16 protein-coding genes are annotated in these 22,051 nt (G+C 53.1%); 14 read left to right on the plus strand and 2 right to left on the minus strand.

Annotated features, from left to right (window positions below; translation table 11 throughout):
- Positions 1 to 69 precede the first annotated feature (69 nt).
- The 8 genes from AC13H5_RS04080 to AC13H5_RS04115 all read left to right on the plus strand — a co-directional run bounded on the left by AC13H5_RS04080 (position 70) and on the right by AC13H5_RS04115 (position 9,384).
- On the plus strand, positions 70 to 372 hold the full coding sequence (locus AC13H5_RS04080; RefSeq protein WP_034776552.1) for a metal-sensitive transcriptional regulator: 303 nt from the start codon (positions 70 to 72) through the stop codon (positions 370 to 372).
- Between the two features lie 12 nt (positions 373 to 384).
- Entirely contained in the window at positions 385 to 2,496 is a 2,112-nt protein-coding gene (locus AC13H5_RS04085; protein ID WP_034776553.1) for a heavy metal translocating P-type ATPase, read from the plus strand.
- Positions 2,493 to 2,699, plus strand: coding sequence for a copper chaperone CopZ (gene copZ, locus AC13H5_RS04090; protein WP_029595964.1), 207 nt, complete (start codon positions 2,493 to 2,495; stop codon positions 2,697 to 2,699). Before AC13H5_RS04085 ends, copZ begins: the two co-directional genes overlap by 4 nt.
- A 345-nt stretch (positions 2,700 to 3,044) precedes the next feature.
- Positions 3,045 to 3,707, plus strand: a complete 663-nt coding sequence (locus tag AC13H5_RS04095) for a response regulator transcription factor (RefSeq protein WP_034776554.1) — start codon at positions 3,045 to 3,047, stop codon at positions 3,705 to 3,707.
- Positions 3,704 to 5,077 carry a sensor histidine kinase gene (locus AC13H5_RS04100; protein ID WP_214752389.1) on the plus strand — a complete coding sequence of 458 codons (1,374 nt, stop codon included), beginning with the start codon at positions 3,704 to 3,706 and terminating at the stop codon, positions 5,075 to 5,077. Before AC13H5_RS04095 ends, AC13H5_RS04100 begins: the two co-directional genes overlap by 4 nt.
- Before the next feature lie 128 nt (positions 5,078 to 5,205).
- A complete protein-coding gene (locus tag AC13H5_RS04105; RefSeq protein WP_034776556.1) occupies positions 5,206 to 5,655 on the plus strand; it encodes a competence protein ComK in 450 nt (149 codons plus the stop codon).
- Between the two features lie 107 nt (positions 5,656 to 5,762).
- Complete coding sequence (locus AC13H5_RS04110; protein ID WP_483546345.1) at positions 5,763 to 8,831, plus strand: efflux RND transporter permease subunit; 3,069 nt, start codon at positions 5,763 to 5,765, stop codon at positions 8,829 to 8,831.
- A gap of 136 nt (positions 8,832 to 8,967) precedes the next feature.
- Positions 8,968 to 9,384 carry a hypothetical protein gene (locus AC13H5_RS04115; RefSeq protein WP_034776560.1) on the plus strand — a complete coding sequence of 139 codons (417 nt, stop codon included), beginning with the start codon at positions 8,968 to 8,970 and terminating at the stop codon, positions 9,382 to 9,384.
- A gap of 24 nt (positions 9,385 to 9,408) precedes the next feature.
- Here AC13H5_RS04115 and AC13H5_RS04120 read toward each other — a convergent pair whose 3' ends face one another.
- Complete coding sequence (locus AC13H5_RS04120; protein ID WP_034776562.1) at positions 9,409 to 9,765, minus strand: hypothetical protein; 357 nt, start codon at positions 9,763 to 9,765, stop codon at positions 9,409 to 9,411.
- Positions 9,766 to 9,820: 55 nt separating this feature from the next.
- A complete protein-coding gene (locus AC13H5_RS04125; RefSeq protein WP_138859867.1) occupies positions 9,821 to 10,201 on the minus strand; it encodes a truncated hemoglobin in 381 nt (126 codons plus the stop codon).
- Positions 10,202 to 10,359: 158 nt separating this feature from the next.
- Between AC13H5_RS04125 and addB the strand changes: the two genes are divergently transcribed.
- The 6 genes from addB (at position 10,360) to AC13H5_RS04155 (ending at position 22,049) form a co-directional block, all read left to right on the plus strand.
- Positions 10,360 to 13,800 (plus strand): helicase-exonuclease AddAB subunit AddB, encoded by a 3,441-nt coding sequence (addB, locus tag AC13H5_RS04130; protein WP_483546346.1) that lies wholly within the window; start codon positions 10,360 to 10,362, stop codon positions 13,798 to 13,800.
- Positions 13,784 to 17,386, plus strand: coding sequence for a helicase-exonuclease AddAB subunit AddA (gene addA / locus AC13H5_RS04135; protein WP_214752394.1), 3,603 nt, complete (start codon positions 13,784 to 13,786; stop codon positions 17,384 to 17,386). Before addB ends, addA begins: the two co-directional genes overlap by 17 nt.
- Before the next feature lie 115 nt (positions 17,387 to 17,501).
- Positions 17,502 to 17,864 carry a response regulator gene (locus tag AC13H5_RS04140; RefSeq protein ID WP_021066686.1) on the plus strand — a complete coding sequence of 121 codons (363 nt, stop codon included), beginning with the start codon at positions 17,502 to 17,504 and terminating at the stop codon, positions 17,862 to 17,864.
- Entirely contained in the window at positions 17,861 to 20,419 is a 2,559-nt protein-coding gene (locus tag AC13H5_RS04145) for an ATP-binding protein (protein ID WP_483546347.1), read from the plus strand. The genes AC13H5_RS04140 and AC13H5_RS04145 overlap by 4 nt, the downstream gene beginning before the upstream one ends.
- A gap of 145 nt (positions 20,420 to 20,564) precedes the next feature.
- Positions 20,565 to 20,945 (plus strand): YisL family protein, encoded by a 381-nt coding sequence (locus AC13H5_RS04150; protein ID WP_034776573.1) that lies wholly within the window; start codon positions 20,565 to 20,567, stop codon positions 20,943 to 20,945.
- Between the two features lie 102 nt (positions 20,946 to 21,047).
- Positions 21,048 to 22,049 (plus strand): class I SAM-dependent methyltransferase, encoded by a 1,002-nt coding sequence (locus AC13H5_RS04155; protein ID WP_034776575.1) that lies wholly within the window; start codon positions 21,048 to 21,050, stop codon positions 22,047 to 22,049.
- Positions 22,050 to 22,051: the final 2 nt, after the last annotated feature.

Consider the following 22,051-nt stretch of genomic DNA (forward strand, 5'->3'; position numbering starts at 1 on the left):
GCTCTTTTTTTGATTAAATGATTTGACACCATTACGGGGTAGGGGTATATTGAAGGTGAGGTGATAACCATGGAAGAATTCATGCATGACGAACCGATCGTTCCGCGCGAAGACGCGGAGCGTGAAGCGCTCAGCAAACGGCTGCGCCGGATTGAAGGACAAGTACGAGGGATTCAAAAGATGGTCGAGAGCGACCGTTATTGTGTCGATATTTTGACTCAGACGTCAGCCATTCAAGCTGCGCTCAAACAAGTCGAGATGCAACTGCTCGAACGCCACATGCGCAAATGTCTAGTCCATGCCAGCGAAACGGAAGACATGGACCCATACATTGACGAATTGATGACAATCGTCAGCCGCATCAAAAAGTAAGGAGGTGGACCGATGAAAACCGTCGAACTGTCGATTCAAGGGATGACATGCGCCGCATGTTCGGCCCGAATCGAAAAAGTGTTGAATAAAATGGACGGCGTCGAAGCGACCGTTAACTTGCCGCTTGAAACGGCGACGATTCGCGTCGAGGAAGGTATCACTGAAGAAGAGTTGATCGCCCGAATCGAGAAGATCGGCTACGGCGCAGAACGGAAAGCGGAATTGACCCCGAAACACGACCTCCGCCCGCTCGAACGAAAAGTGCTCATCTCGGCGCTATTGTCAGCACCGCTTCTGCTCGTCATGATTACGCACATCCCGGGTGTGACGTTCCATGCCGATTGGCTCATGAATCCGTGGTGGCAATTCGCGCTCGCCACACCGGTCCAGTTCTGGATCGGGGCCCAGTTTTATAAAGGGGCGTATAAGAGCCTGAAGAGCGGCGCGGCCAACATGGACGTGCTCGTGGCGACAGGGACATCGGCGGCTTACTTTTATTCCGTCTTCGAGATGCTCGTGCATCCGATGCATCCGTCGCTCTATTTTGAGACGAGTGCCGTTTTGATTACGCTCGTATTGCTCGGGAAATGGTTAGAGGCCCGAGCGAAAGAAAAAACGACGGACGCGCTCAAGTCACTTTTATCGTTACAGGCGAAAGAAGCGATTTTACTTGTTGACGGTGTGGAACGGCCAGTCGCGATCGACTTGGTCAAAGCCGGTGACGTCATCGTCGTCCGCCCTGGCGAAAAAGTGCCGGTCGATGGAAAAATCGTCGAAGGTGAGACGGTCATCGATGAGTCGATGTTGACCGGGGAATCAATCCCATCTGAGAAAAGTGTCGGCGCCGATGTTGTCGGCGGAACGATTAACCGCTCGCACCGGGTCTTGATGGTCGCCGAACGTGTTGGCAGCGAGACGATGCTCGCTCAAATTGTTCGTGTTGTTGAACAGGCGCAGACGGACAAAGCCCCGATCCAACGGCAAGCGGACCGGATTTCCGGTGTGTTCGTTCCAATCGTCGTCGCCATCAGCGCCTTGACGTTCGCCGTCTGGACGCTTGGCTTCAATGATTTGGACATGGCGATCCGGGCCTCGATCGCCGTTCTCGTTATCGCTTGTCCGTGTGCGCTCGGTCTCGCGACACCGACATCGATCATGGTCGGGACGGGCCGTGCCGCCGAACGTGGTGTCTTGTTCAAAGGTGGCGGTCAGCTCGAATCATTGAATGGGGTCGATATCGTCGTCTTCGATAAGACGGGGACGCTCACGAAAGGTACACCGGAAGTCGTGGCGACGTTCGGAGAGACGTCGTTCTTGAAACAAGCCGTCATGGCCGAACGTCAGTCGACGCACCCGCTCGCCGAGGCAATCGGTCGGGGCGAAGGGGACGGTCAGGTCGAACGCGTTGAAGAGTTGGCCGGTCGAGGATTGAAAGCGGTCGTAGATGGGAAACCTCTTCTTATCGGCTCGGTCCGTATGATGCAAGAAGCCGGATTTGCATTACCGGAGTGGGACATGCAGGCGATGACGCCGGTCTATGTGGCCGACGAGTCTGGGGTCGTTGCGGCGTTTGGTCTGCAAGATCGGTTGAAAGACCAAAGCCGTGCCGTCGTCCAACAACTTGCCAAGACGAGACAAGTCTACGTCTTGACCGGTGATCGGAAAGAAGTCGCATTCGACGTCGCCCGTCAACTCGGGATTCCGGAAACGAACGTCATCGCCGAGGTATTGCCCGTCGAGAAGGCGGATCATGTCGAGGCGCTGAAACGCCAGGGCCGTGTGGCCATGGTCGGGGACGGGATGAATGACGCGCCGGCGCTTGCTGTCGCTGACGTCGGCATCGCCTTCGGAAGCGGGACGGATATCGCTCTTGAGGCGGCCGATGTCACCGTGATGGGGCAAGATATCGATGGGGTGAACCGTGCCATCGAGATGAGTGCGTTGACGATGCGTAACATTCGTCAAAATTTGTTCTGGGCGCTTGCCTATAACAGTCTCGGTATCCCGGTCGCAGCGGCCGGTTTGCTTGCCCCATGGATTGCCGGGGCGGCCATGGCGTTCAGTTCGGTCTCGGTCGTCTTGAACGCGTTACGATTGAAAACACAAGGAGGAACATCCAAATGAATGAAACGACATTAAAAGTAGAAGGTATGACATGTAATCACTGCAAGGCGGCGGTCGAAGGCGCCTTGACAGAACTTGAAGGCGTCGAGTCAGCGATCGTCTCGTTACAGGACCATCGGGTCGATGTCATCCACAACGATAAAATTTCAGTGAAAACGATGATCGAAGCCATCGAAGAACAGGGTTACGACGTCAACGCATAATCGAGAGCTCCCGCCTAGCATGGCGGGAGTTTTTTTGTCATGTTCATGCTAAGAAAAGTATGCTATATTATAGGTGATAATGAGAATCGCTATCAGTAGGAAGGTGGAACATGATGGAACTCATGATGATCAGCGGTGTACTGGCCCTCCTTAGTGGCGGCACGGTATTCCTCGCACAACAGATGCGCACTCGGCCGACGCGGTAAGGAAGGGGGAACCCTTCTTTTTTTGTGGGCTTGTTTGCGTGTCGTGAACACATTGAGCGCGGAGGAAACGGCTGCATTCCCATCATTCATCCACAATTGTTTGATATGATAAATAAAAAACGTTGCAGAGGTGACTGGAATGTACACAATCTATTTAGTCGATGATGAAATCAATTTAAATAAGATGCTCGTCACGTATTTAGAGCAAGAAGGGTATCAGGTCCGTTCGTTCACCGACGGGACCTCGGCCCAGGCCGCAATCAAAGACGAACCAGACTTATGGGTGCTCGATATCATGCTCCCGGACCTCGATGGGTTCCAATTACTGAAACAGATCAAAGCGAAAAACGCGTTCACGCCGACGATTTTCATTTCGGCGCGAGATGAGGATATCGATAAAATTATCGGACTCGAGATGGGATCGGACGATTACATCGCGAAACCGTTCTTGCCACGGGAACTGGTCATCCGCGTCAAAAAATTGATCGACCGTGTCTACGGTTCGAAATCGAATGAGCATATCGAATATGGGGAATATACGATTTATCCTGAGAAACGTCTCATCAAGCATGAACAAGATGAGATCGATTTGACATCAAAAGAGTTCGACTTGCTGCTGCTCTTCCTCGAACATCCGGGCTCTGCCTTATCACGCGAACAGATTTTAGAAGGGGTATGGGGCCATGACTATTTCGGCTCGGACCGCGTCGTCGATGACTTGGTACGCCGTCTCCGGAAGAAACTGCATCGCCTTGAGCTCGAAACACTCTATGGCGTCGGTTACCGACTCGTTAAGCCATGAAGCTCGATCGTCTCCAGCCGAAACGGCTCATGTGGAAGATTTGGGTATTGATCCTTCTGATCATCGTGACGCTCGCCTTGATGATTTTGTTGACGATTCGTTCCTCGATCACGCAGTTTATCGATGAACAAGTGTACGAGACGTTGCAAGATGTGGATTATTACCTGGGGAATACGAATGAGCTAGAAAACATTCCGCAAAATCCGATTGAGTATGACCGTCGCCAACAAGAATCCCGATCGGTCAACCAGCTCATCTTTTTGCCGAACGGACGCATCATTTATGGTTCGGCCCCGCTCGAATTGACGAACCGGATGTATCAAGAGGCGCTCACACAGACGAGCGAGGTCGCCAAATACCAGACGACGATTGATGGAGAGGACGTCTACTATATCATCCGCCAGAACGAGTACGATGGGGCTCTGATTTACCAAGCTTCCTATGCCTGGGACGCTTACCGGCGTGAACTTGTCTCGACGCTCTACTGGCGCATCTCGATTTTAATCGGCGTCATCAGCCTGTTGTCGTTAATCCCGGCTTTATGGATGTCGCGAGAGTTGACGAAACCGATCGTCGAGATGGAGCGGGCGGTCGAGAAAATCTCGAACCGACAATGGGAGACGGTGCTCCCGCTCGCTCGTCAAGATGAGCTAGGGCAGTTGGCCCGCTCGATTGACGCGATGCGGCAAGAGTTGCAAGAGCAAGACGTGGCCCAACAGGCGCTGCTCCAAAACATCTCGCACGACTTGAAGACGCCAATCATGGTAATTCGCGGTTACGCCCAATCCATCGGGGACGGGATTTATCCGACCGGGGATTTGAAAGGGTCGGCCGAAGTCATCGATGAAGAGGCGTCCCGGCTCGAGAAGAAAGTCGTCGATTTGTTATATGTCACGAAGCTCGAATACTTTAAAGGCCAGGAGATGCGGCTTGAACCGATCAATCTCGATAAGTTGATGGAACTGCTCGTTAGCCGATTCAAACTGCGCGGCAACTTGGACTGGTCGGTGACAGGACATGCCGGCGAGATGCTCGGGGACGGAGAACAAATCCGTGTCGCCTTCGAGAACGTGCTCGATAATGCCTTGCGCTATGCCGAGTCGACGATTCGAATCGAACTGACACGCTCCGGGGCGGGTGTCGACATCACCATTGAGAATGACGGTCCCCCGGTCGACGCGAACCTCGACTTGTTCCATCAGTTTTCGCGAGGGAAGCAAGGGAAGTTCGGTCTTGGCCTGTTCATCGTTCAACGAATCGTGACACTCCATGAGGGGACGGTCGCCTTGGGAAATACAAAAGACGGAGTACGTGTACATTTTCACTTTCCTCAATCGAAATCGTTACAGAATAAGAAATTAGATCACTGAAATTAAAAAACCAGCCGATAATCGGTTGGTTTTTTTAGTGGGAAATATATGAACGCGATTTGTTTAAGTCTTCATTTCTTGGTATGAATGACATGTAAGTCACTATATCCATGATGGAGGCAAATCAGATGACTCAGTTGACGAATGAAACAAGAGCTTTGATTCCAGTTTTCAATGAGTATGGGGAGGCGGAGACGCTCGTCTATCAATCCGACGGTGTATCGCGAATGAAGGGATCGCCCCTGTATTTGCTCGAATCGGCCTGTCTGTATTACGGTTCAAGCATTCAAGGACGGATCGAGGCGGCTCGTAACGTACTCGGCCCGCACCGGAAGACACCTGTCATCATGGATTGGCATGCAGATGCGATCTTTTTCCCGACGATTGCAAAAGAGAGTCCGGACTGTGCCTGGATCAATTTTTCTCAAGTCCTCGATGCTAAGAAGAGTGGTAAAGGAAGTCGGATTATCTTTCATTCGGGTGAATCGGTCGAGGTCCCGGTCTCGAATCATACCGTCTATAAGCAAAAACAACGGTCCATCGAGTTATCGTATTCGTTTCAAAAACGCTTTCACTGAAGCACATTCAACTGTGTTTAAAGATTGAAATGAATGGTGAACCCCTCTATGATAAAGAAGAATAGTTATATGTGTATTTGCACATTATCTGAAAGTGAGGGGTCAACATGTTTTTTCAAAAAATGATTGAACGAGGAAAACTGGTCATCGTGTTTTTGCTCGTCGCAGTCGTCGTCGGAGTGCTCACGTTCTTCCAACTTCCGAAGCGTGAAATTCCAGAGACGAGTGTCAATATCATCTTGATTCAAACGCCATATCCGGGCGCGACCGCAGAGACGGTCGAGCGGAACGTTACGAATATTTTGGAGACTGAATTGAGAGGACTCGATGGTATCGAGAATGTGTCATCATTATCCGCATCCGAGTTCTCGAATATCACCGTCGAGTATGAAGACGGCTTCGATCGAAGTGAGCTACAGTCGAATGTACGCCAAGCGATCTCAGACGCTGCGCCTCGCTTGCCAGAAAATGCGCTGGCTCCGACCGTCAATGACTCGATCGGGCAGTTGCCGGTCGCTTCTTACTTGTTGACGGCAGATGATCGCCAGACACTCCAGACAGTGCGTGAAGATATCGAGCGGTTGGAGGAACGTCTGTTGCGGACAGATGGGGTTACCGGTGTGACGATCAAAGGACTACCGGAAACGGAATTCGTCGTCTCGCTCGACTCGGCGGAACTCGGGGAGCGTCAACTTGCTTTTCCGGACGTCTTGACGGCAATCAATGAAGAATATAAGACGACCCCGCTCGGTCGCCAGTCGACTGAAGATGGGATTTACCAATTGGCGATCGATAGTTTGACGAACGTCAATGACATGGGCCAAGTCGTCGTCGGCTCAGTGGATGGGACGCCTGTCCTCCTTGAAGACGTCGGCACGGTCGAAGAGACGGAGAAAGCGGTCACGGACCTCGTTTCACTCGACGGACAACCTGCCGTTTCCTTGACGGTCACGATTGAATCGGGTCAAGATATTCCGACTCTTCAAGAACGCGTCGACGAAGTCGTTGCGGATGAAGTCGGGGACGTGAATGGTGTTGAACTTGTTCCATATTACGAGCAGGCCAAAGCGGTCGATGATATTTTCTCATCCCTCACTCGTGAATTCATCATTGCCATGATTGCGGTCATCGTCGTCACGACGATCGGGCTCACGTTCTCAGGCTCGCTGATTGTCAGCTTAGCGATTCCATTGTCGTTCTTGCTCGCGTTGATTCCACTTCGTTTCACTGGAGTCGACTTGAACCAAATCTCAATCATCGGGGCTATCATTGCGCTCGGGATTCTCGTCGATGACGCCATCGTCGTCAATGACAATATCCTGCGCCGTTACCGAAAAGGTGACACGGCGATGGGCGGTGCCGTACGCGGGACGAAAGAAGTGTGGGGCTCGATCGTCACATCGACGCTCGCCGTCGTCTTCGCCTTCTTGCCGTTGACACTCCTCTCGGGAGCGAACGGGAACTTTATCCGTGCCTTGCCGACCGTCTTGGCCTTGTCGGTGCTCGCTTCGATGCTCATCAGTTTGACGCTCGTGCCGATTGCCCAGTACTGGTTGAATCGGAAGCAAGTGAAAGTATCGAAACGCGAGCCGGGGTGGTTGGGTGGGCCACTGAACCGTCTCAGTAATTTCTATGCAGACACGTTACTACCCAAAGTCGCGAAGCGTCCATGGACGTTCGGTCTCGTCGGTTTCGTCATCACGACCGCATTGTACGGCTTGATCTTGTTGACGCCGTTCGAATTCTTCCCGGCTGCGAACCGCCCAGAAGTCGTGACGAGTGTCACCTTGCCGGTCCAAACCGACCTTGAGGAGACGGAACAGAGACTTCGAGCGATCGAGGAAGAGTTCCAAAGTATTGATGGTGTCGTCGAGACATCTGTCTTTGCGGGTGGCGGCCTACCGAGCCTCTTCACGGGAGGGCTCGATCAGACCGGTGAAAACACGGGTCAAATCGTCGTTCGTGTCGACAACGAGACGATTGATGCGATTCAATTGATCGACGAATATACGATACAAATCCGGGAAAACAACCCGGATGCTGAAATCTTCTTGGATACGCAGCAACAAGGGCCGCCGACTTCGGCACCAGTCGAGTTCACGATGCGCGGTGAAACGATTGAGCAACTCGTCACGGCCCGGGATACCGTGAAAGCGGACCTTGAAGCCATCGACGGTGCACTCGTGCTCGACAACATTAAAGAGCCGTTCCAGACGCTCACGTATGAACTTGATCGTGACGCGATGGCGGCCGCTGGTGTGACCGCGAAATCAATCAGTGACCAGATTCGCCTCGTCACGGACGGCATCCCGATCGGCACGTTTGATGACGGAGTCGAACAACGCGATGTGAAAATCGTCGTCGATGCGGAAGCGAACCGTGAGGCGCTCGCCTTAGACGATATCCTCGTCCCAGTTCAGACGGAGGCAGGTCCTCCGGTCGCACCGCTCAGTACGTTCGTCACTGAGACGACGACAGAACAGATTCAACAGATTCCGCGTGAGAACGGGGAACGGATCGTGACGCTCCAAATTTATGCGAGCGAAGGCATGGACGAAGAGGCGTTCAAACAAGATGTCGACCGCGTGCTTGCTGACGCCGAGGCGTCATTGACCGATGAAGGAATCGCGTTCGACCAATCCGGCGCGAGCGACACACAGAACGAGTTCTTCCTTGAACTTGCTACGTTGTTCGTCGTCGTCTTGTTCTTGATCTTCTTGATCATCGCGTTCCAGTTCAATTCACTGTCACTTCCGCTCCTCGTCTTGTTCACGATTTACTTGGCGATCGCCGGTGCTGTGGTCGGACTGTTCGTCACCCAGACACCATTTAGTTTCATGGCCTCGATGGGGATCGTCTCACTAGCCGGGATCGTCGTTCGGAACGCCGTCGTCTTGTTCGAGTTCATCGAGCAAGGAATTCGCGACGGCATGGCCGTCACGACCGCCGTCTATGAGGCGGGACGCGCCCGGATTCGTCCGATTCTGTTGACGGCGTTGACCGCTGTCGTGGCACTCTTGCCGGTGGCGCTTGGAGAAGACCCACTGTTCCGACCGCTTGCTATCGGAATCGTGTCAGGAATTCTCTTCTCGACCGTATTGACGCTCGTGCTCGTTCCAGCTTACTACTTGATTTTGGCGAAACGTCGCCATCGAGATAAGCCGTTCACGGAGTAATGTGGCAAACAGAGGGTGGTCCGAACCGGGCCATCCTCTGTTTTTGTGAACGAACGTTCACGACAACTCATGTTTCCCCCAGATGTTGTATGGGTATAATAAGAAAAGGTACTTCAGTATATTGGAGGGAATAGACATGAACGATTCGTACACATGGATCAATCGGCGCAAGATGCGCCCTGCTTATAGCGCGACAGGGGGCCGCTCGTGGACGAGTGAACGGATAGTCCGACCCGATGCGGCTCGTGGGCGCACCGTGCGTGGCGTCAAACGTGTCCGTCGCCCGTACACCGATGAACACGGTGTTCGTCGTTATACGACGGGACGTGTCGTCATTACCGATGCGGCTCGTCAGGCGCGTGCGCACGGTCACGGCGAGTCGGCGGTTCAACTCGAGCTGTCGGTGCCGACACCTTATGAACGGGTGAAAGAGATGATTCCGACGAAAAAAGTGCTCGTGCCGGTCATGGCCGGGATTGCTGTCGCCGGAGGACTTGCGGGTGCGATTTACGCGCTTCGTAAGAAAAAACAAAACAAAAACAAGCACAAATAAAAAAATCGCCCGCGGGCGATTTTTTTATTTGAGGCGATCCGCGAGAATCCGTTCGAGCTGTTGCTCGCCGAGTTCACGCATCTCTGCTTCGTTCTCTTGGTCATACGACTCGTCTGTGAAACGGCCGACGAATTCGACTTTCCCGTTCCCGAGTTCACGGAACACGAGGTTTTTGCGATCGTTATAGAAGACGACGCGGTACTCTCGTCCATTCTCATGTGGATAGTTGAACACGCCTTTAATATGGTCCATGTTCTTTTCTTCGGGTTGGTCTTCTTCCTCTTCATCCTCTGCGAGGGCGTCGGCGAGGACTGCCGTCGGTTCTACTTCTTCCGTTTCTTCTTCAGAGGAAACGGCCTCTTTTTTTTCTTCTTCTGTCATGAAAAACGACCTCCTTTACTTACTTTCTTATCATACCCGCTTTTCGAAATGCTGACTACTCAAAATGGTGGGAGCAGACGCGGACGACGTTCGAGGATGACATGATCAAACGATGGAACAGTTGTTGCTTGACCGATTCGGGGGCATCGACTGTTTTGAGCGCTTGCTCCATGCAGCCGAGCCAGTGGCCGGCGTGCGTTTCCGAGATCGGGTGGTCGCGATGGATCATCGCCAAGTTGCCGCCACCGCGACGTTCCGTATACAGTTTCGGTCCCCCGAGCAGTTGTGTTAAAAACTCAAACTGATGCGCTTTGACCCGGTCTTTGTCGTCCGGGAACAACGGCAATAAGATCGGATCGGCGTAGACGAGGTCGTAAAAAGCGTCCACGAGTTGCTGAACGCCACGTTCGCCTCCAAATTGTTCATATGCACTCATCTTCTTTCCCCCTCATACGTTCAGTCTAATCGATTTTTGCGGAAAAGGGGACTGAAGCGGGCTGGTCAATTTTCTTCCCGGGCTGTTAAAGGATTTCCCTCTACAAACGAGGTCGAATGGGTCATAATAAAGAAAAAAGGGAAGGGGTGTTCGCCTAAATGACGGTCACTTTTCATGTCGGGCGTTCCGGGAGCGGAAAAAGCGAATGGATGACGAAACATGTCATCGAAGAGCTGAAGCGTGACCCGAGCGGACCGACCATCTATATGCTCGTCCCAGACCAAATGTCGTTTGAGATGGAACGGAAGATGGCGATGACGGACGGCTTGAACGGGTCGACCCGGATTCAAGTCTTATCGATGCGTCGACTCGCCTTTTTGATGATGCGCGACCGTGGCGTCGCGACCGAACAGTTTTTAGATCAGACAGGGACGCACTTGCTGTTGCGCCGCGTCGTCGAGATGAACGAGGAACGATTGACGTTGTTCCGCCGGACGATGAACCAGTTCGGCTTTTACGAGGAACTGAACCAGTTGATCACGCTCCTCAAGCGCGGCCTCGTCGATCCCGAGCAGTTGCTCCGCTTAAGCGAGCAAGACCAACACCGGTCCCTCAAACTCCAAGATTTGTCGATTCTTTACGAGGGCTTCTTGACGATGACGGAAGGGAAATCGCTCCATGCGGAAGACTATTTCAACGTGTTGCTACAACTGTTGCCGGACATCGATTTGACCGGGACGCAGTTTTACGTCGATGGGTTCAATGAATTTTCGGAACAGGAGCTAGCCGTGCTCGTCGCTTTAGCGGAGAAGGCGCCGCTCGACGTGCTGTTGACGATTGACCCGGATTCGCTCTATCGGCCTCATCCGTCGTTCGGACCGACGCAACGGACACTCATGCGTTTCAAAGAGCTGTTGGCCGAGCGCGGTCTCTCGTCAAACGACCACCCTCATACAGGATCTCCGCGCTTCCAACATCCGAGCCTGGCCTATCTCGAGGCGACGTTCGGGCAAGTGACGGCAGCTCCATACACGCGTCCTGATTCGAACGTGGTGTTGAACGCGGCCGTCGACCGGTCGGTAGAAGTCGAGGCGGCCGTCCGTGAGGTCGTTCGGCTCGTCCGCGAGGAAGGATTCCGCTATCGCGATATCGCTTTCGTGTCACGCTCGCTTGAAGAATACGGCGACTTGGCGACACAAGCGCTCCAAAAAATGCGGTTGCCGTTCTTCCTCGATGAGCGGCAACCGATGCTCGATCATCCCGTCGTCGAATTATTGAAGGCGACGATTGAGGTCGCGATTCGCGGCTACCGGGAAGAACCGGTGTTTCGGGCGCTCAAAACCGAACTGATTTTGCTCGATGCGGAGCATCGGCGCACGTCGGTCGACCGGCTCGAGGCGTTTGTCATCGAGCGTGGGATCAAACATTATCACTGGCACGAGGATTGGTATTTGCGACGCCGAGCCGAAGAAGAGGCACGGCTGACCGGGGAAGAACTTGACTTGGAGACGGCACTCAATCGTTACCGCCAAACCGTCGTTGACACGTTCGACCCGCTGTTGGCCGATTTAAAAGCGGCGAAGACGATGCAAGCTTACACGCACGCCATCTATGCCTTTTTAGAACGGGTTGATGTGGCGTCTTGTCTCGCCTATTGGCGCGAGGAGGCGCTCGAGGAATCGAGATTGCTCGAAGCGAGAGAACATACCCAAGTGTGGGATGCCGTGTTGCACTTGCTCGAGCAGTTGGAAGCGGCGGCGCCAGATGAGACGCTCTCGACCGAACTGTTCCTGCAGATGATGGATACCGGGCTCGACAGTTTACGCTACGCGCTCGTCCCGCCATCTCTGGACCAATTGACGGTCACTGATTACGTCCGGGGCCGCTTGATTGATAAAAAGGTCGTCTTCTTACTCGGAGCAAACGAAGATCAAATCCCGCTCGTAGCGACCCAGTCGAAACTGTTGACCGACCAGGACCTTGATTTCATGCATGACAACGGCGTTCGGGCCGGGAAAGCGACCGAGCATTTATTTGATGACGAGACGTACTATTTATACAAGGCGCTCACGGCACCGAGCCATCGTGTGTTCGTCAGCTATGCCCTCGTCGACCGGGCTGGCAAGGCGATTCAACCGGCGAGTTTTATCGCTGACCTGAAAGCCCGCCTCAGTGGCGGGAAAGTCGTGACGACCCATTTCGCGGAAGCCGGGGAACATCGCCCGAGCGACCAGTTATCTTTTATCACGAACGTGAATCAGACGGCAGCGGTGACAGCGCTCGAACTGCAACGACTCAGCCGGCATTATCCGATTCAAGATACGTGGTTCACAGTGTACAACGAACTGTTGAAACATCCGGAAGGCCGCGAACGGATTCGCTTATTGACGAGTGCACTCTTCTATCAAAACGTGCCACAACCGTTGCCGGAAGATGTCGCCAAGTCACTTTATACAAACTCGATTCGAGCGAGCGTCTCACGGCTCGAGACGTTCCAGGCTTGTCCGTTCCGTCACTTTGCGAGCTATGGGCTCCGTTTGAAAGAACGTCGCCTATATCGGTTAGAAGCGCCGGATATCGGAAACTTGTACCATCGCACGATCGAGCATATGTCCCAGACCGTGAAAATGGACGGGAAAGAATGGCGGGATGTGAGCCGCGACGAGTGTTCGTCACTCGCCGAGGCGGCCGTCGAACTCGTCACGCCGGAAATTCAAAATGCGATTTTGATGAGTTCGAACCGGTATGGCTATTTGAAGAAGAAATTGACCGATGTCGTCAGCAAGACGGCGGAAGTGTTGATCGAGCAATCGAAACGGGACGGATTCGACCCCGTCGCTTTCGAACTCGCCTTCGGCAGCGGCAATTTCCCGCCCGTGTCGTTCACGCTCAGTAACGGGGCGACGTGTGAACTTGTCGGTCGCATCGACCGCGTCGACACGGCCTCGGTCCATGATCAGCTCTACGTCCGGATCGTCGACTATAAGTCGAGCAAACGAGAAATCGACTTCGCCGAAATCTATTACGGGCTCGCCATGCAGATGCTCATCTATTTGAAAGTGCTGATCGAGCAGGCGAACGCCTGGACGCAAGAGAATGTCGCCCCAGCAGCGGCGCTTTATTTCCACGTCCACCGGCCGCTCGTCGCACCGGCCGAGACGGACACGGACACCGAGCGGAAAGTGCTCGAATCGTATCAGATGCAAGGGTTGCTCGTCGACGATCCTGCCATTTTAGAGGCGATGGACCGGACGGCGAAACTCGATCAGAAAAAATCAATCGTCATCCCGGTCAAGTACAAGAAAGATGGGACGATCGATGCGAATACGACGAAAAAAGTCGTCTCCCCGCCACAGCTCGAGCAATTGATGGACCATGCCCTTAATTTGGCGGAGGCGAGCGCCGAGGCGATGTATGACGGTGAAATCGGAGTCGAGCCATATGAATATAAAGAACGACGGCCCTGCCAGACGTGCCCGTTCCAAAGTGTCTGTCACTTTGATGAGGCGCTGTCTAATGAGCCACGGCAATTGAAGAAATTAGAAAAAGATGACGTCTTGTCAAGATTAGGAGGTGACGTCGATGAAGTGGACGAATGACCAACAAGCGGCCATCGATGCCAGAGGATCCCACGTGCTCGTCTCGGCGGCAGCCGGTTCCGGCAAGACGGCCGTCCTCGTGGAACGGCTCGCGAGCCGTCTCTTGGATGAGACGGACGAATTGACGGCGGACCGCATGCTCGTGGTCACATTCACGAATGCGGCGGCGGCCGAGATGAAACGTCGAATCGCCAAAGCACTCGACGGGGCACTCCGTGACGATCCCGAGAACGCCTATATTCGAAAGCAACGCCAAATGCTCAACCGGGCACTCATCACGACGATTCACTCGTTCTGTCTCGAAGTGATTCGGGAGAATTATTATTTGCTCGACCTCGACCCGGCGTTCAAAATCGCCGAGGAACGGGACTTGGTGCTCTTGCAGGACGATGTGCTCGAGGATGTGCTCGAGGAGGCGTACGGTCAACAAGACCAAGCTTTCTTCGCTTTGATTGACGCCTATACGTCGGACCGGGGCGACAGTGAGATCGAGGAATTGATTCTCGGCCTCTATCACTATGCACGGACGCTACCAGACCCGGAAGCGTACTTGGACGAACTTGTGTCGTTGTATCAGTTCGATGGGGATCCTGATGAGGAACAACTGTTGATTGAATTCGGGCGTCTGCTTTGGGTAGACATCGAAAAAGCATTGCGTCAGCTCCGTCGCGTCGCCATCGAACTTCGGCTCGCCGGTTATGAGGCGCAATCCGAGAACGTGCAACAGGCGATTTTACCATTTGCGAATCTCGATCCGGACTCGTTCAAGTGGAGCGAGCTCGAGACGGCTTCCCGCGCCGTCAAGTTCGGGACGATGAAATCCGTTCAAAAGAAAGAAGAACATCACGTCTATCACACGGTATTGAAGCCGGCATACGATCAGGCGAAAAAGAAGTTAAGTGAAGCCATCGCCCAAGCGAGCACGAGTGGGGCCGATTATTTGGACGTGTTGATGACACAACGTCCGCTCGTCGAGACGCTCGTTAAGACCGTGCGGACGTTCGGTGCCGCCTATGAACAGGCGAAGCGGGATCGTGCTTTTGTCGACTTCAGCGACCTCGAGCATTATGCGCTCGCTATTTTACGAGACGAGGGAGGACCATCTTCGGTCGCTTCGCTTTACAAGCAACGTTTCGCCGAAGTATTGATCGATGAGTATCAGGACACGAACGAGATTCAAGAGACGATCATCGGGCTTGTCAGCAATGAAGTCGAGCATGTCGGAAATCTGTTCATGGTCGGCGATATCAAGCAGTCGATTTATCGGTTCCGCCATGCCGAACCACGCTTGTTCATCGAGAAGGCGACGCGCTTCAAACAGCATGGGTCGGGACAACGGATCGACTTGTCCCAAAACTTCAGAAGCCGAGCCGAGGTACTCCACGGCATTAACGACTTGTTCGTCCGGTTGATGGACGAGGAAGTGAGCGAAATCGAATACGATGAGGCGGCACGTCTCGTCCCGGGGCGTGACTATGAGGCGCTCGAGGCGAGTCCTGAACTCATTCTCGTCAACGGGGAGAGCCGCGACTTGTCGAAACAAGAACTCGAAGGCCGGGCCATCGCGACCCGGATTTTAGAGCTCGTCTCGGGCGAGGAACCGTTCAAAGTGACCGATGAAGCGACAGGTTTGCTCCGGTCGTGTGAATATCGTGACATCGTCATCTTAGTCCGTTCAAAGAAAGAGCGGGTCGAACAGTTGATGGATATTTTGACACAGTACAACATCCCGGCCTACACCGATTCGGACGGGGGATACTTCCAAGCGACGGAGATTCGGATGATGCTCGCGGTGTTGAAACTGATCGACAACCCACTCCAAGACATCCCGCTCGCCGGGGCGCTTCGCTCGCCGATGTTCGGGTTCAGCGACCAAGAGTTGGCGAAAATCCGCCTTGAGTCGGAAGAGTCGTTCTTTGAGGCGCTCAAAGCGAAAGCAGATGATGAGGACGATCTCGGTCTGAAGTGTGGCGATGTCCTCGACGCGTTGTCAGCGTGGCGCACGTTCGCTCGCAACCACAGCTTGTCAGAATTGATTCAACAAGTGTTCAACGACACAGGATTTTATGATTTTGCCGGCGGACTGCCGGGCGGGAAAGGGCGCCAAGAAAACTTGAAGGCGCTCTATGACCGGGCGTTGTCGTATGAGCGGAGTGGTTACCGCGGCTTGTATCGTTTCCTCCGCGTGATGGATCGGCTTCAGGATAACGGTGAGGACTTGTCCGAGGCGCGTTCACTCGGTGAAGAAGAAAACGTCGTCCGGATCATGACAGTCCACAAATCAAAAGGACTCGAGTTTCCGGTCACAATCGTCGCTCAGCTAGGGAAGCAGTTCAACAAGCGCGATCAAATGCAGCGCGTCATCTTCCATAAACGTTACGGGATTTCCCTCGACGCGATTGACGTCGTCACCCGCACGAAGACGGAGACGTTCGTCAAAGAGATGATTCGCCGCGATCTCGATGCGACGATGAAAGCCGAAGAGATGCGCGTTTTGTATGTCGCGCTCACCCGCGCGAAAGAAAAACTGATTTTGGTCGGGACGGTCAAAGAGCCTGGGAAACAGATCGGGCAATGGTTGCACGTCGAGCAAACCGGGACGACTTTATCGGCCGATGCGCGCCGTGAGGCGAAGACGTATCTCGATTGGGTCGCTCCGGCGCTCTTAAAACTCGAAGGGGCGGCCCCGTTTTTAGAAGAGCAAGGGTTGCCGATCGTCGCACCCCAATCGGAAGCGACCCCGTGGACGTACCGTATCATCGGCGAAGAGGACTTGGCGGAAGTCGCCACGCTCCAAGAGATGATGGCGCAGCTCCATCACGTCAAACAGTTCGAAGCGATCGACTTTCCGGTCAAAGACGAGGCGAACGTCACAGATTTTGTCCGCCGGGCGTTCACTTATGAATATCCGGCCCAAGCCGCGACCGAGACGGCTGCCAAGCAAACGGTCACGGAACTGAAACGCGCTCTCCAACTCGAGCAGGCGGCGTTTGAAGAGACGTACCGGGCGAGTGACACCCCGTACCGAGAGCCGAAGTGGAAACAATCGAAACAGACGGGAGCCGAGCGGGGTACGACGTTACACCTTGTCTTTCAATTGATCGACCCGTCGGAACCGCTCGCCTTACAAATCGATCGCTGGGAAGCCGACGGCATGCTTAGCCCGGTCGAGGTCGAGACGGCAAGGCTTGCCATCCCTGAAATCGAGGCGTTCTTTGCTTCAGACACGGGGCGCGCATTAACGGTAGCGCTTCAAACCGGGACTGGCTGGCGCGAGTTGCCGTTTACGTACACGGTTCCGGCCGAACGGGTCAATCCGAGCGGGACGTTCACTGACGAACATGTGCTGATTCAAGGGATTATCGATTGTCTGTTCCATGACGGCGAGACATACGTGCTTCTCGACTATAAATCGGATTCTGTGCTCTTTTCGAGCGAATCCCGTGACGCGGCGAAACAAATGTTGCGCGACCGTTATCATGTCCAATTATCGCTCTATCGCGAGGCCATCGAGGCGATTTGGGGGATCACGGTCGGGCAGATGCTCATTTATTCGCTCGAATTACAGGAAATTGTTGTATTATAATGTAGACGTTGTGAAGAAAAAGGGGTACGGTTATACACCGTACACCCTTATTTTTTGTGATTACGAACTGAATCCGTTAAAATAATGGAATGGGATAAAAAATGGAGGAATCGTCATGGTAAAAATTTTACTAGCAGAAGATGAAGAAGTATTACGGATGCTTGTTTTAGATACATTAGAAGATGAAGGATATGACATTGATGAAGCGCCAGACGGCCTTGAAGCCTACCGGCTAATCGAACAGAACGAGTATGACCTCGTGATTGTCGACCATATGATGCCAGGCATGACCGGTCTTGAGGTCATCGAGAAAGTTCGGAAACTACCGGGACGTCAACATACAAAAGTGATGATGCTCACGGCGAAGAGCCAACAATCTGATCGTGATTGCGCGAACGAGATTGGCGTCGACTACTTTATATCTAAGCCGTTCAGTCCACTTGAGTTGGTGAAGATTATAGGAGGAATCGTGAATTGAACAGATGGTTTAAACAAAAACTCGGTCGCGACCTTATGGTCGTTCTCTATTCCTTCCTCGCGCTCGCGCTGGTCGGATCGATGATCATGTACACGTACATGCAAGAGCGAGTTGCTGAAAACGAACAACGGCTTGAAGACGTTGATGAACGGATTGAGCGGTTGAACACGCTGTGGGATGAGTGGCAAGGCGTCCAGTATGATTCGCGCGGTTATCTCTTGTTCGGAGACACCGATTCGCTTGAACGGGCTCAGTCGAAAGAGAACGAGTTCCAGCAAGAAATCAACTGGTTCAAGAGCGTCGTCCAAACGAAGCAAGGTGAAATTTTCGCAGACGACTTGCAAGAATTCCACGACTTCTATTTTGGCGTCATCCTTCCGGTGACGACAGAATACGGACAATTGCGCGCCGAAGGTGAAATTACCGAAGATACGATTGATCCGGAGACGGTATTGGCATTGCCGACTGCCGAACGTTTGATTGAACAAGGCGTCGTTCCCTATAGCCCGGAACGCGGCATCGATACACTCGGCCCAATCCAACAGATCGAGACGGCGTTAGAAGATTATAAATCATTGATGGATAGCGAGAAGCAGAAAGTATATGACGCTTGGAAGTTAAACAATGATATTCTTCAATTCTTGTGGATCGCGAGCATCTTGTCGTTCGCGGCATTGATCTTGTTGTTCATCCAACCATTCTTGCGCCGTCAAACGCGTTTGATTTCACGTCTCTCGGTCGCATCTGACCGGTTGTTGAAAGGCGAGATCGTCGATTTGAGTGATCAGATGGAACGTGAAGACGAAATCGGGATCATGTCACGATCGTTCAACAAGATGGCCGAGACGCTTCGTGACAATGAACGTCACTTGATTGAAAAGAACCACGAATTACAGGCGCAACAAGAAGAGTTGATTGCGCAACAAGAAGAACTTCAAGCGCAACAGCAAGAACTCGAAGAAATCTTGGAGCAGACACAACAGAACGAGCAACACTTGGCTTACCGCAACGAGTTGACCGAGACGCTCGCGGCCCGCGATTCGTTGACGGCTTACCCAGAGATTATCGAGAAACTGGTCGCCATCACCGACTCCGAAGTCGGCGCCCTCGTATTTGTCGATGCGACAGGCTCGTTCTCAATCACAAGCCACGGATTGAACGAGACGCTCACGCGTCAGTTGCTCGACAGCGAGAACTCAGTCTTGACGCGGGCGATGACGCTTCGGACGACAGTCCATTCGTCGAAACAAGTCGCAAGCGACCACCCGCTCCCGTACCCATACTATATGTATGAGACGGCTGTACCGGTCCATGACCCGACAGATGACTCGATCATCGCGTTCATCTATCTCGTCCGCTATAAAGATCGCTTTACGCAGACACAGATGGGTGACATCATGTCGTTCGCTCGTCAGTTGTCGCTCTCGCTTCTCCGGATGCGTCTGTTTGAAGAGATGACCCGTGAGAAAGGGAAGACGGAACGGATCCTCGATTCAATTCGCGAGGCGGTCATTTACGTCGAACATTCGACCGATGACGTCTTCGTCAACCGTCCGCTCTATGAGATGTTCCCTGAGCTTGACGACATCACGTCGAGAGAACTCGCGGAACTGTCGTGGAACGAATGGCGAGAGACGATTTCGACGACAGTCGACCAAGAAGATGATTTCTTGAAGTATACCGATCGCCTCTTCACCGACGACTTCCCGCATGACAGCGTCAGCTTCTCGATCCGTAAAGGCGAGATGAACTTGCAGATGTATGCGGAACGCATCGTCGTCGGCGGGTTGTCGAAAGGGACGTTGCTCGTCTTCCGTGACATCACGAGCGAGACCGAGGCGGAACGCTTGAAGAGCGAATTCATCTCGACGATCTCCCACGAGTTGCGGACACCGCTCTCGTCGATCTACGGGTTCACCGAACTCATGGTCAAGAAGCAGTTGCCGAACGAGAAGCAAGCGAAGTACTTGCAGACGATTCACGCCGAGACGGAGCGCCTGACGCATCTCGTCAACGATTTCCTCGACGTGCAACGGATGGAAGCCGGCAGTCAGATGTACGACCGCGAACAGCTCGATATCGAGCCGGTCATCCGCGACATGATGACGTTCTATGAGGCTTCTTCGCTGAAGCATAAGTTTGAACTCATCACGGCCGATGACCGTCCGTATGAACTGTTCGCCGACTGTCAAAAGTTCAAGCAGTTGATGAGCAACTTGCTCTCGAACGCCGTGAAGTATTCACCGCGCGGCGGAAAAATCACCGTCGAATTGGCCCACCACGATCAATCGGTGTCGATTAAAGTGAAGGACCAAGGTATCGGTATTCCGAGCGACGCGCTCGACCGTCTCTTCGACAAGTTCTATCGGGTCGATAATTCCGACAGCCGAGAAATCGGCGGAACCGGACTCGGTCTTCCGATCTGTCAAGAGATCGTGCGCGGTCACGCCGGACAGATTCATGTCGAGTCGGTCCAACATCAAGGGTCGACGTTCACGGTCGTGATTCCGAGCTTCGAATACGCGGTTCGCGAACAAGAGTCAACGACAGCTTAATAAATGAAATACGACAAGGCGCCTGATCATTCCTCGATCAGGCGTCTTTTTGATAGGCAATCAGATTTTTCAGTGGCCTGCTTGACCGCAATCAGAGCGACTCGTGTACAATAGAGGTTGTACATAATGGAAAGGGGGACTTAGAATGCCATTGATTGCATTCCTACACACGCACGTCACGAGCTGGGTCTTGTTACTCGTCTTGTTCGCTGTCGCCTATATCGGCTACAAAAATGCCAACAAGAGCGGGAAGATCGCCCACATGGCGTTTCGACTCATGTTGCTCGTCGCGTTCGGCACGGGACTTTATTTGTATCTTCAATTACTCGAAGGCGGCATGTTCTACCACGTGAAGATCACGGTCGGACTCTTGACACTCATCTTTGGTGAGATGACGCTCATCCGTGTGAAGAAGAACAAACCTGCGGGCACGATGTTCGGCGGTTTTGCGATTCTCGCGCTTGTGACAATCTTCATCGGCTATGCGTTGCCGTATGGACAGTCGTTCTTCAGCAACTTCATTTAAGTTTGATTCCCACTTCGCACATCGGAGTGGGATTTTTTTGTTTGTCCGTAAATTATTAGGGGAAAATAAAAAAATCAGTGATAACGATGATGAGGTGAAACGATGGAACAACAGATGAATGAATGGTCACGCGTCTTGCACGCACGCAGATGGATGAAACAAACCGAATCGTTCCTGCCGCTCTGGCACGGATATATCGGCTATAAATATGGGTTGTTCGATGCGCTCCAAGGCGGGGCGAGCTTTGCGGAGATGACGCTTCGCTTGAAGCAACCGTTGACGAAACTCGCGCTCGAGCGTTGGCTCGACGTCGGGGTCGCCGTGCGCCATTTGAAGAAGAAAGGTTGGCGCTATTTCCCGACCCGTAGTTTGAAATATCAGTTGTCGCACGAAGATGAGCGCAGCATCGGCTTTATGCTCCAAGAGATGATGGAACTTCATATTCCGGCACTCATCGCATATCCTGACTTTTTAGAGTCGGGCAAACAGAAAACGTTCGATGGGGCGACACATGGCCAGGTCGTCGCACAGACGTCGACGCTCGTCGAGACGGTCGCGTTCCCGGTCGTGCAGCAGCTGTTGCGGCAAGCCGACGTCAAGACGATGCTCGATATCGGGTGCGGCCACGGGGGTTACTTACGCAAACTGCACGGACTCGAACCCGATTGGCAGTTGACCGGCATCGATTTAGAGGAAGACGTGATCGCAGAGGCGCGGGAACAAGATGAGTCCGGTGAGATTCGCTATGAAGTAGCCGATTTTATGGAGTGGGATCACGATGAACGATTTGATGCCGTCATGATGAATAATATGTTGTATTATTTCTCTCCGGAACAACGAATCGAACTGCTCGGACGGATGCTCGAAAACTTAGACGAAGCAGGTGTCGCCGTCCTCGTCACGCCTCTCGCCGAGACGCCGCTCGGTGCTCGATTTGCCTCAGCGTTCAATGCGTTCATGACGTTGCATGATAACCTCTATCCGCTCCCAACGATTCGTGAGTTACGTCGTCAAATGCACAAGGTCGGTTTCGACAACGTCCGTTTCATCCCGTTCATCCCAGAAGGGTCATGGTACATTGTCATCGCGAAACGCGACAATTGACA

It is taken from the genome of Exiguobacterium sp. FD-YE-25-4 (assembly GCF_057004685.1).

Excerpts from the sequence above, each read along its gene's own strand:
- AC13H5_RS04150 (WP_034776573.1), top strand. The coding sequence starts at position 20,565 with ATGCCATTGATTGCATTCCTACACACGCACGTCACGAGCTGGGTCTTG.
- AC13H5_RS04120 (WP_034776562.1), bottom strand. The coding sequence starts at position 9,765 with ATGACAGAAGAAGAAAAAAAAGAGGCCGTTTCCTCTGAAGAAGAAACG.
- copZ (WP_029595964.1), top strand. The coding sequence starts at position 2,493 with ATGAATGAAACGACATTAAAAGTAGAAGGTATGACATGTAATCACTGC.
- AC13H5_RS04155 (WP_034776575.1), top strand. The coding sequence starts at position 21,048 with ATGGAACAACAGATGAATGAATGGTCACGCGTCTTGCACGCACGCAGA.
- AC13H5_RS04100 (WP_214752389.1), top strand. The coding sequence starts at position 3,704 with ATGAAGCTCGATCGTCTCCAGCCGAAACGGCTCATGTGGAAGATTTGG.
- AC13H5_RS04125 (WP_138859867.1), bottom strand. The coding sequence starts at position 10,201 with ATGAGTGCATATGAACAATTTGGAGGCGAACGTGGCGTTCAGCAACTC.
- AC13H5_RS04140 (WP_021066686.1), top strand. The coding sequence starts at position 17,502 with ATGGTAAAAATTTTACTAGCAGAAGATGAAGAAGTATTACGGATGCTT.
- AC13H5_RS04085 (WP_034776553.1), top strand. The coding sequence starts at position 385 with ATGAAAACCGTCGAACTGTCGATTCAAGGGATGACATGCGCCGCATGT.
- AC13H5_RS04095 (WP_034776554.1), top strand. The coding sequence starts at position 3,045 with ATGTACACAATCTATTTAGTCGATGATGAAATCAATTTAAATAAGATG.
- addB (WP_483546346.1), top strand. The coding sequence starts at position 10,360 with ATGACGGTCACTTTTCATGTCGGGCGTTCCGGGAGCGGAAAAAGCGAA.
- addA (WP_214752394.1), top strand. The coding sequence starts at position 13,784 with ATGAAGTGGACGAATGACCAACAAGCGGCCATCGATGCCAGAGGATCC.
- AC13H5_RS04110 (WP_483546345.1), top strand. The coding sequence starts at position 5,763 with ATGTTTTTTCAAAAAATGATTGAACGAGGAAAACTGGTCATCGTGTTT.
- AC13H5_RS04080 (WP_034776552.1), top strand. The coding sequence starts at position 70 with ATGGAAGAATTCATGCATGACGAACCGATCGTTCCGCGCGAAGACGCG.
- AC13H5_RS04115 (WP_034776560.1), top strand. The coding sequence starts at position 8,968 with ATGAACGATTCGTACACATGGATCAATCGGCGCAAGATGCGCCCTGCT.
- AC13H5_RS04105 (WP_034776556.1), top strand. The coding sequence starts at position 5,206 with ATGACTCAGTTGACGAATGAAACAAGAGCTTTGATTCCAGTTTTCAAT.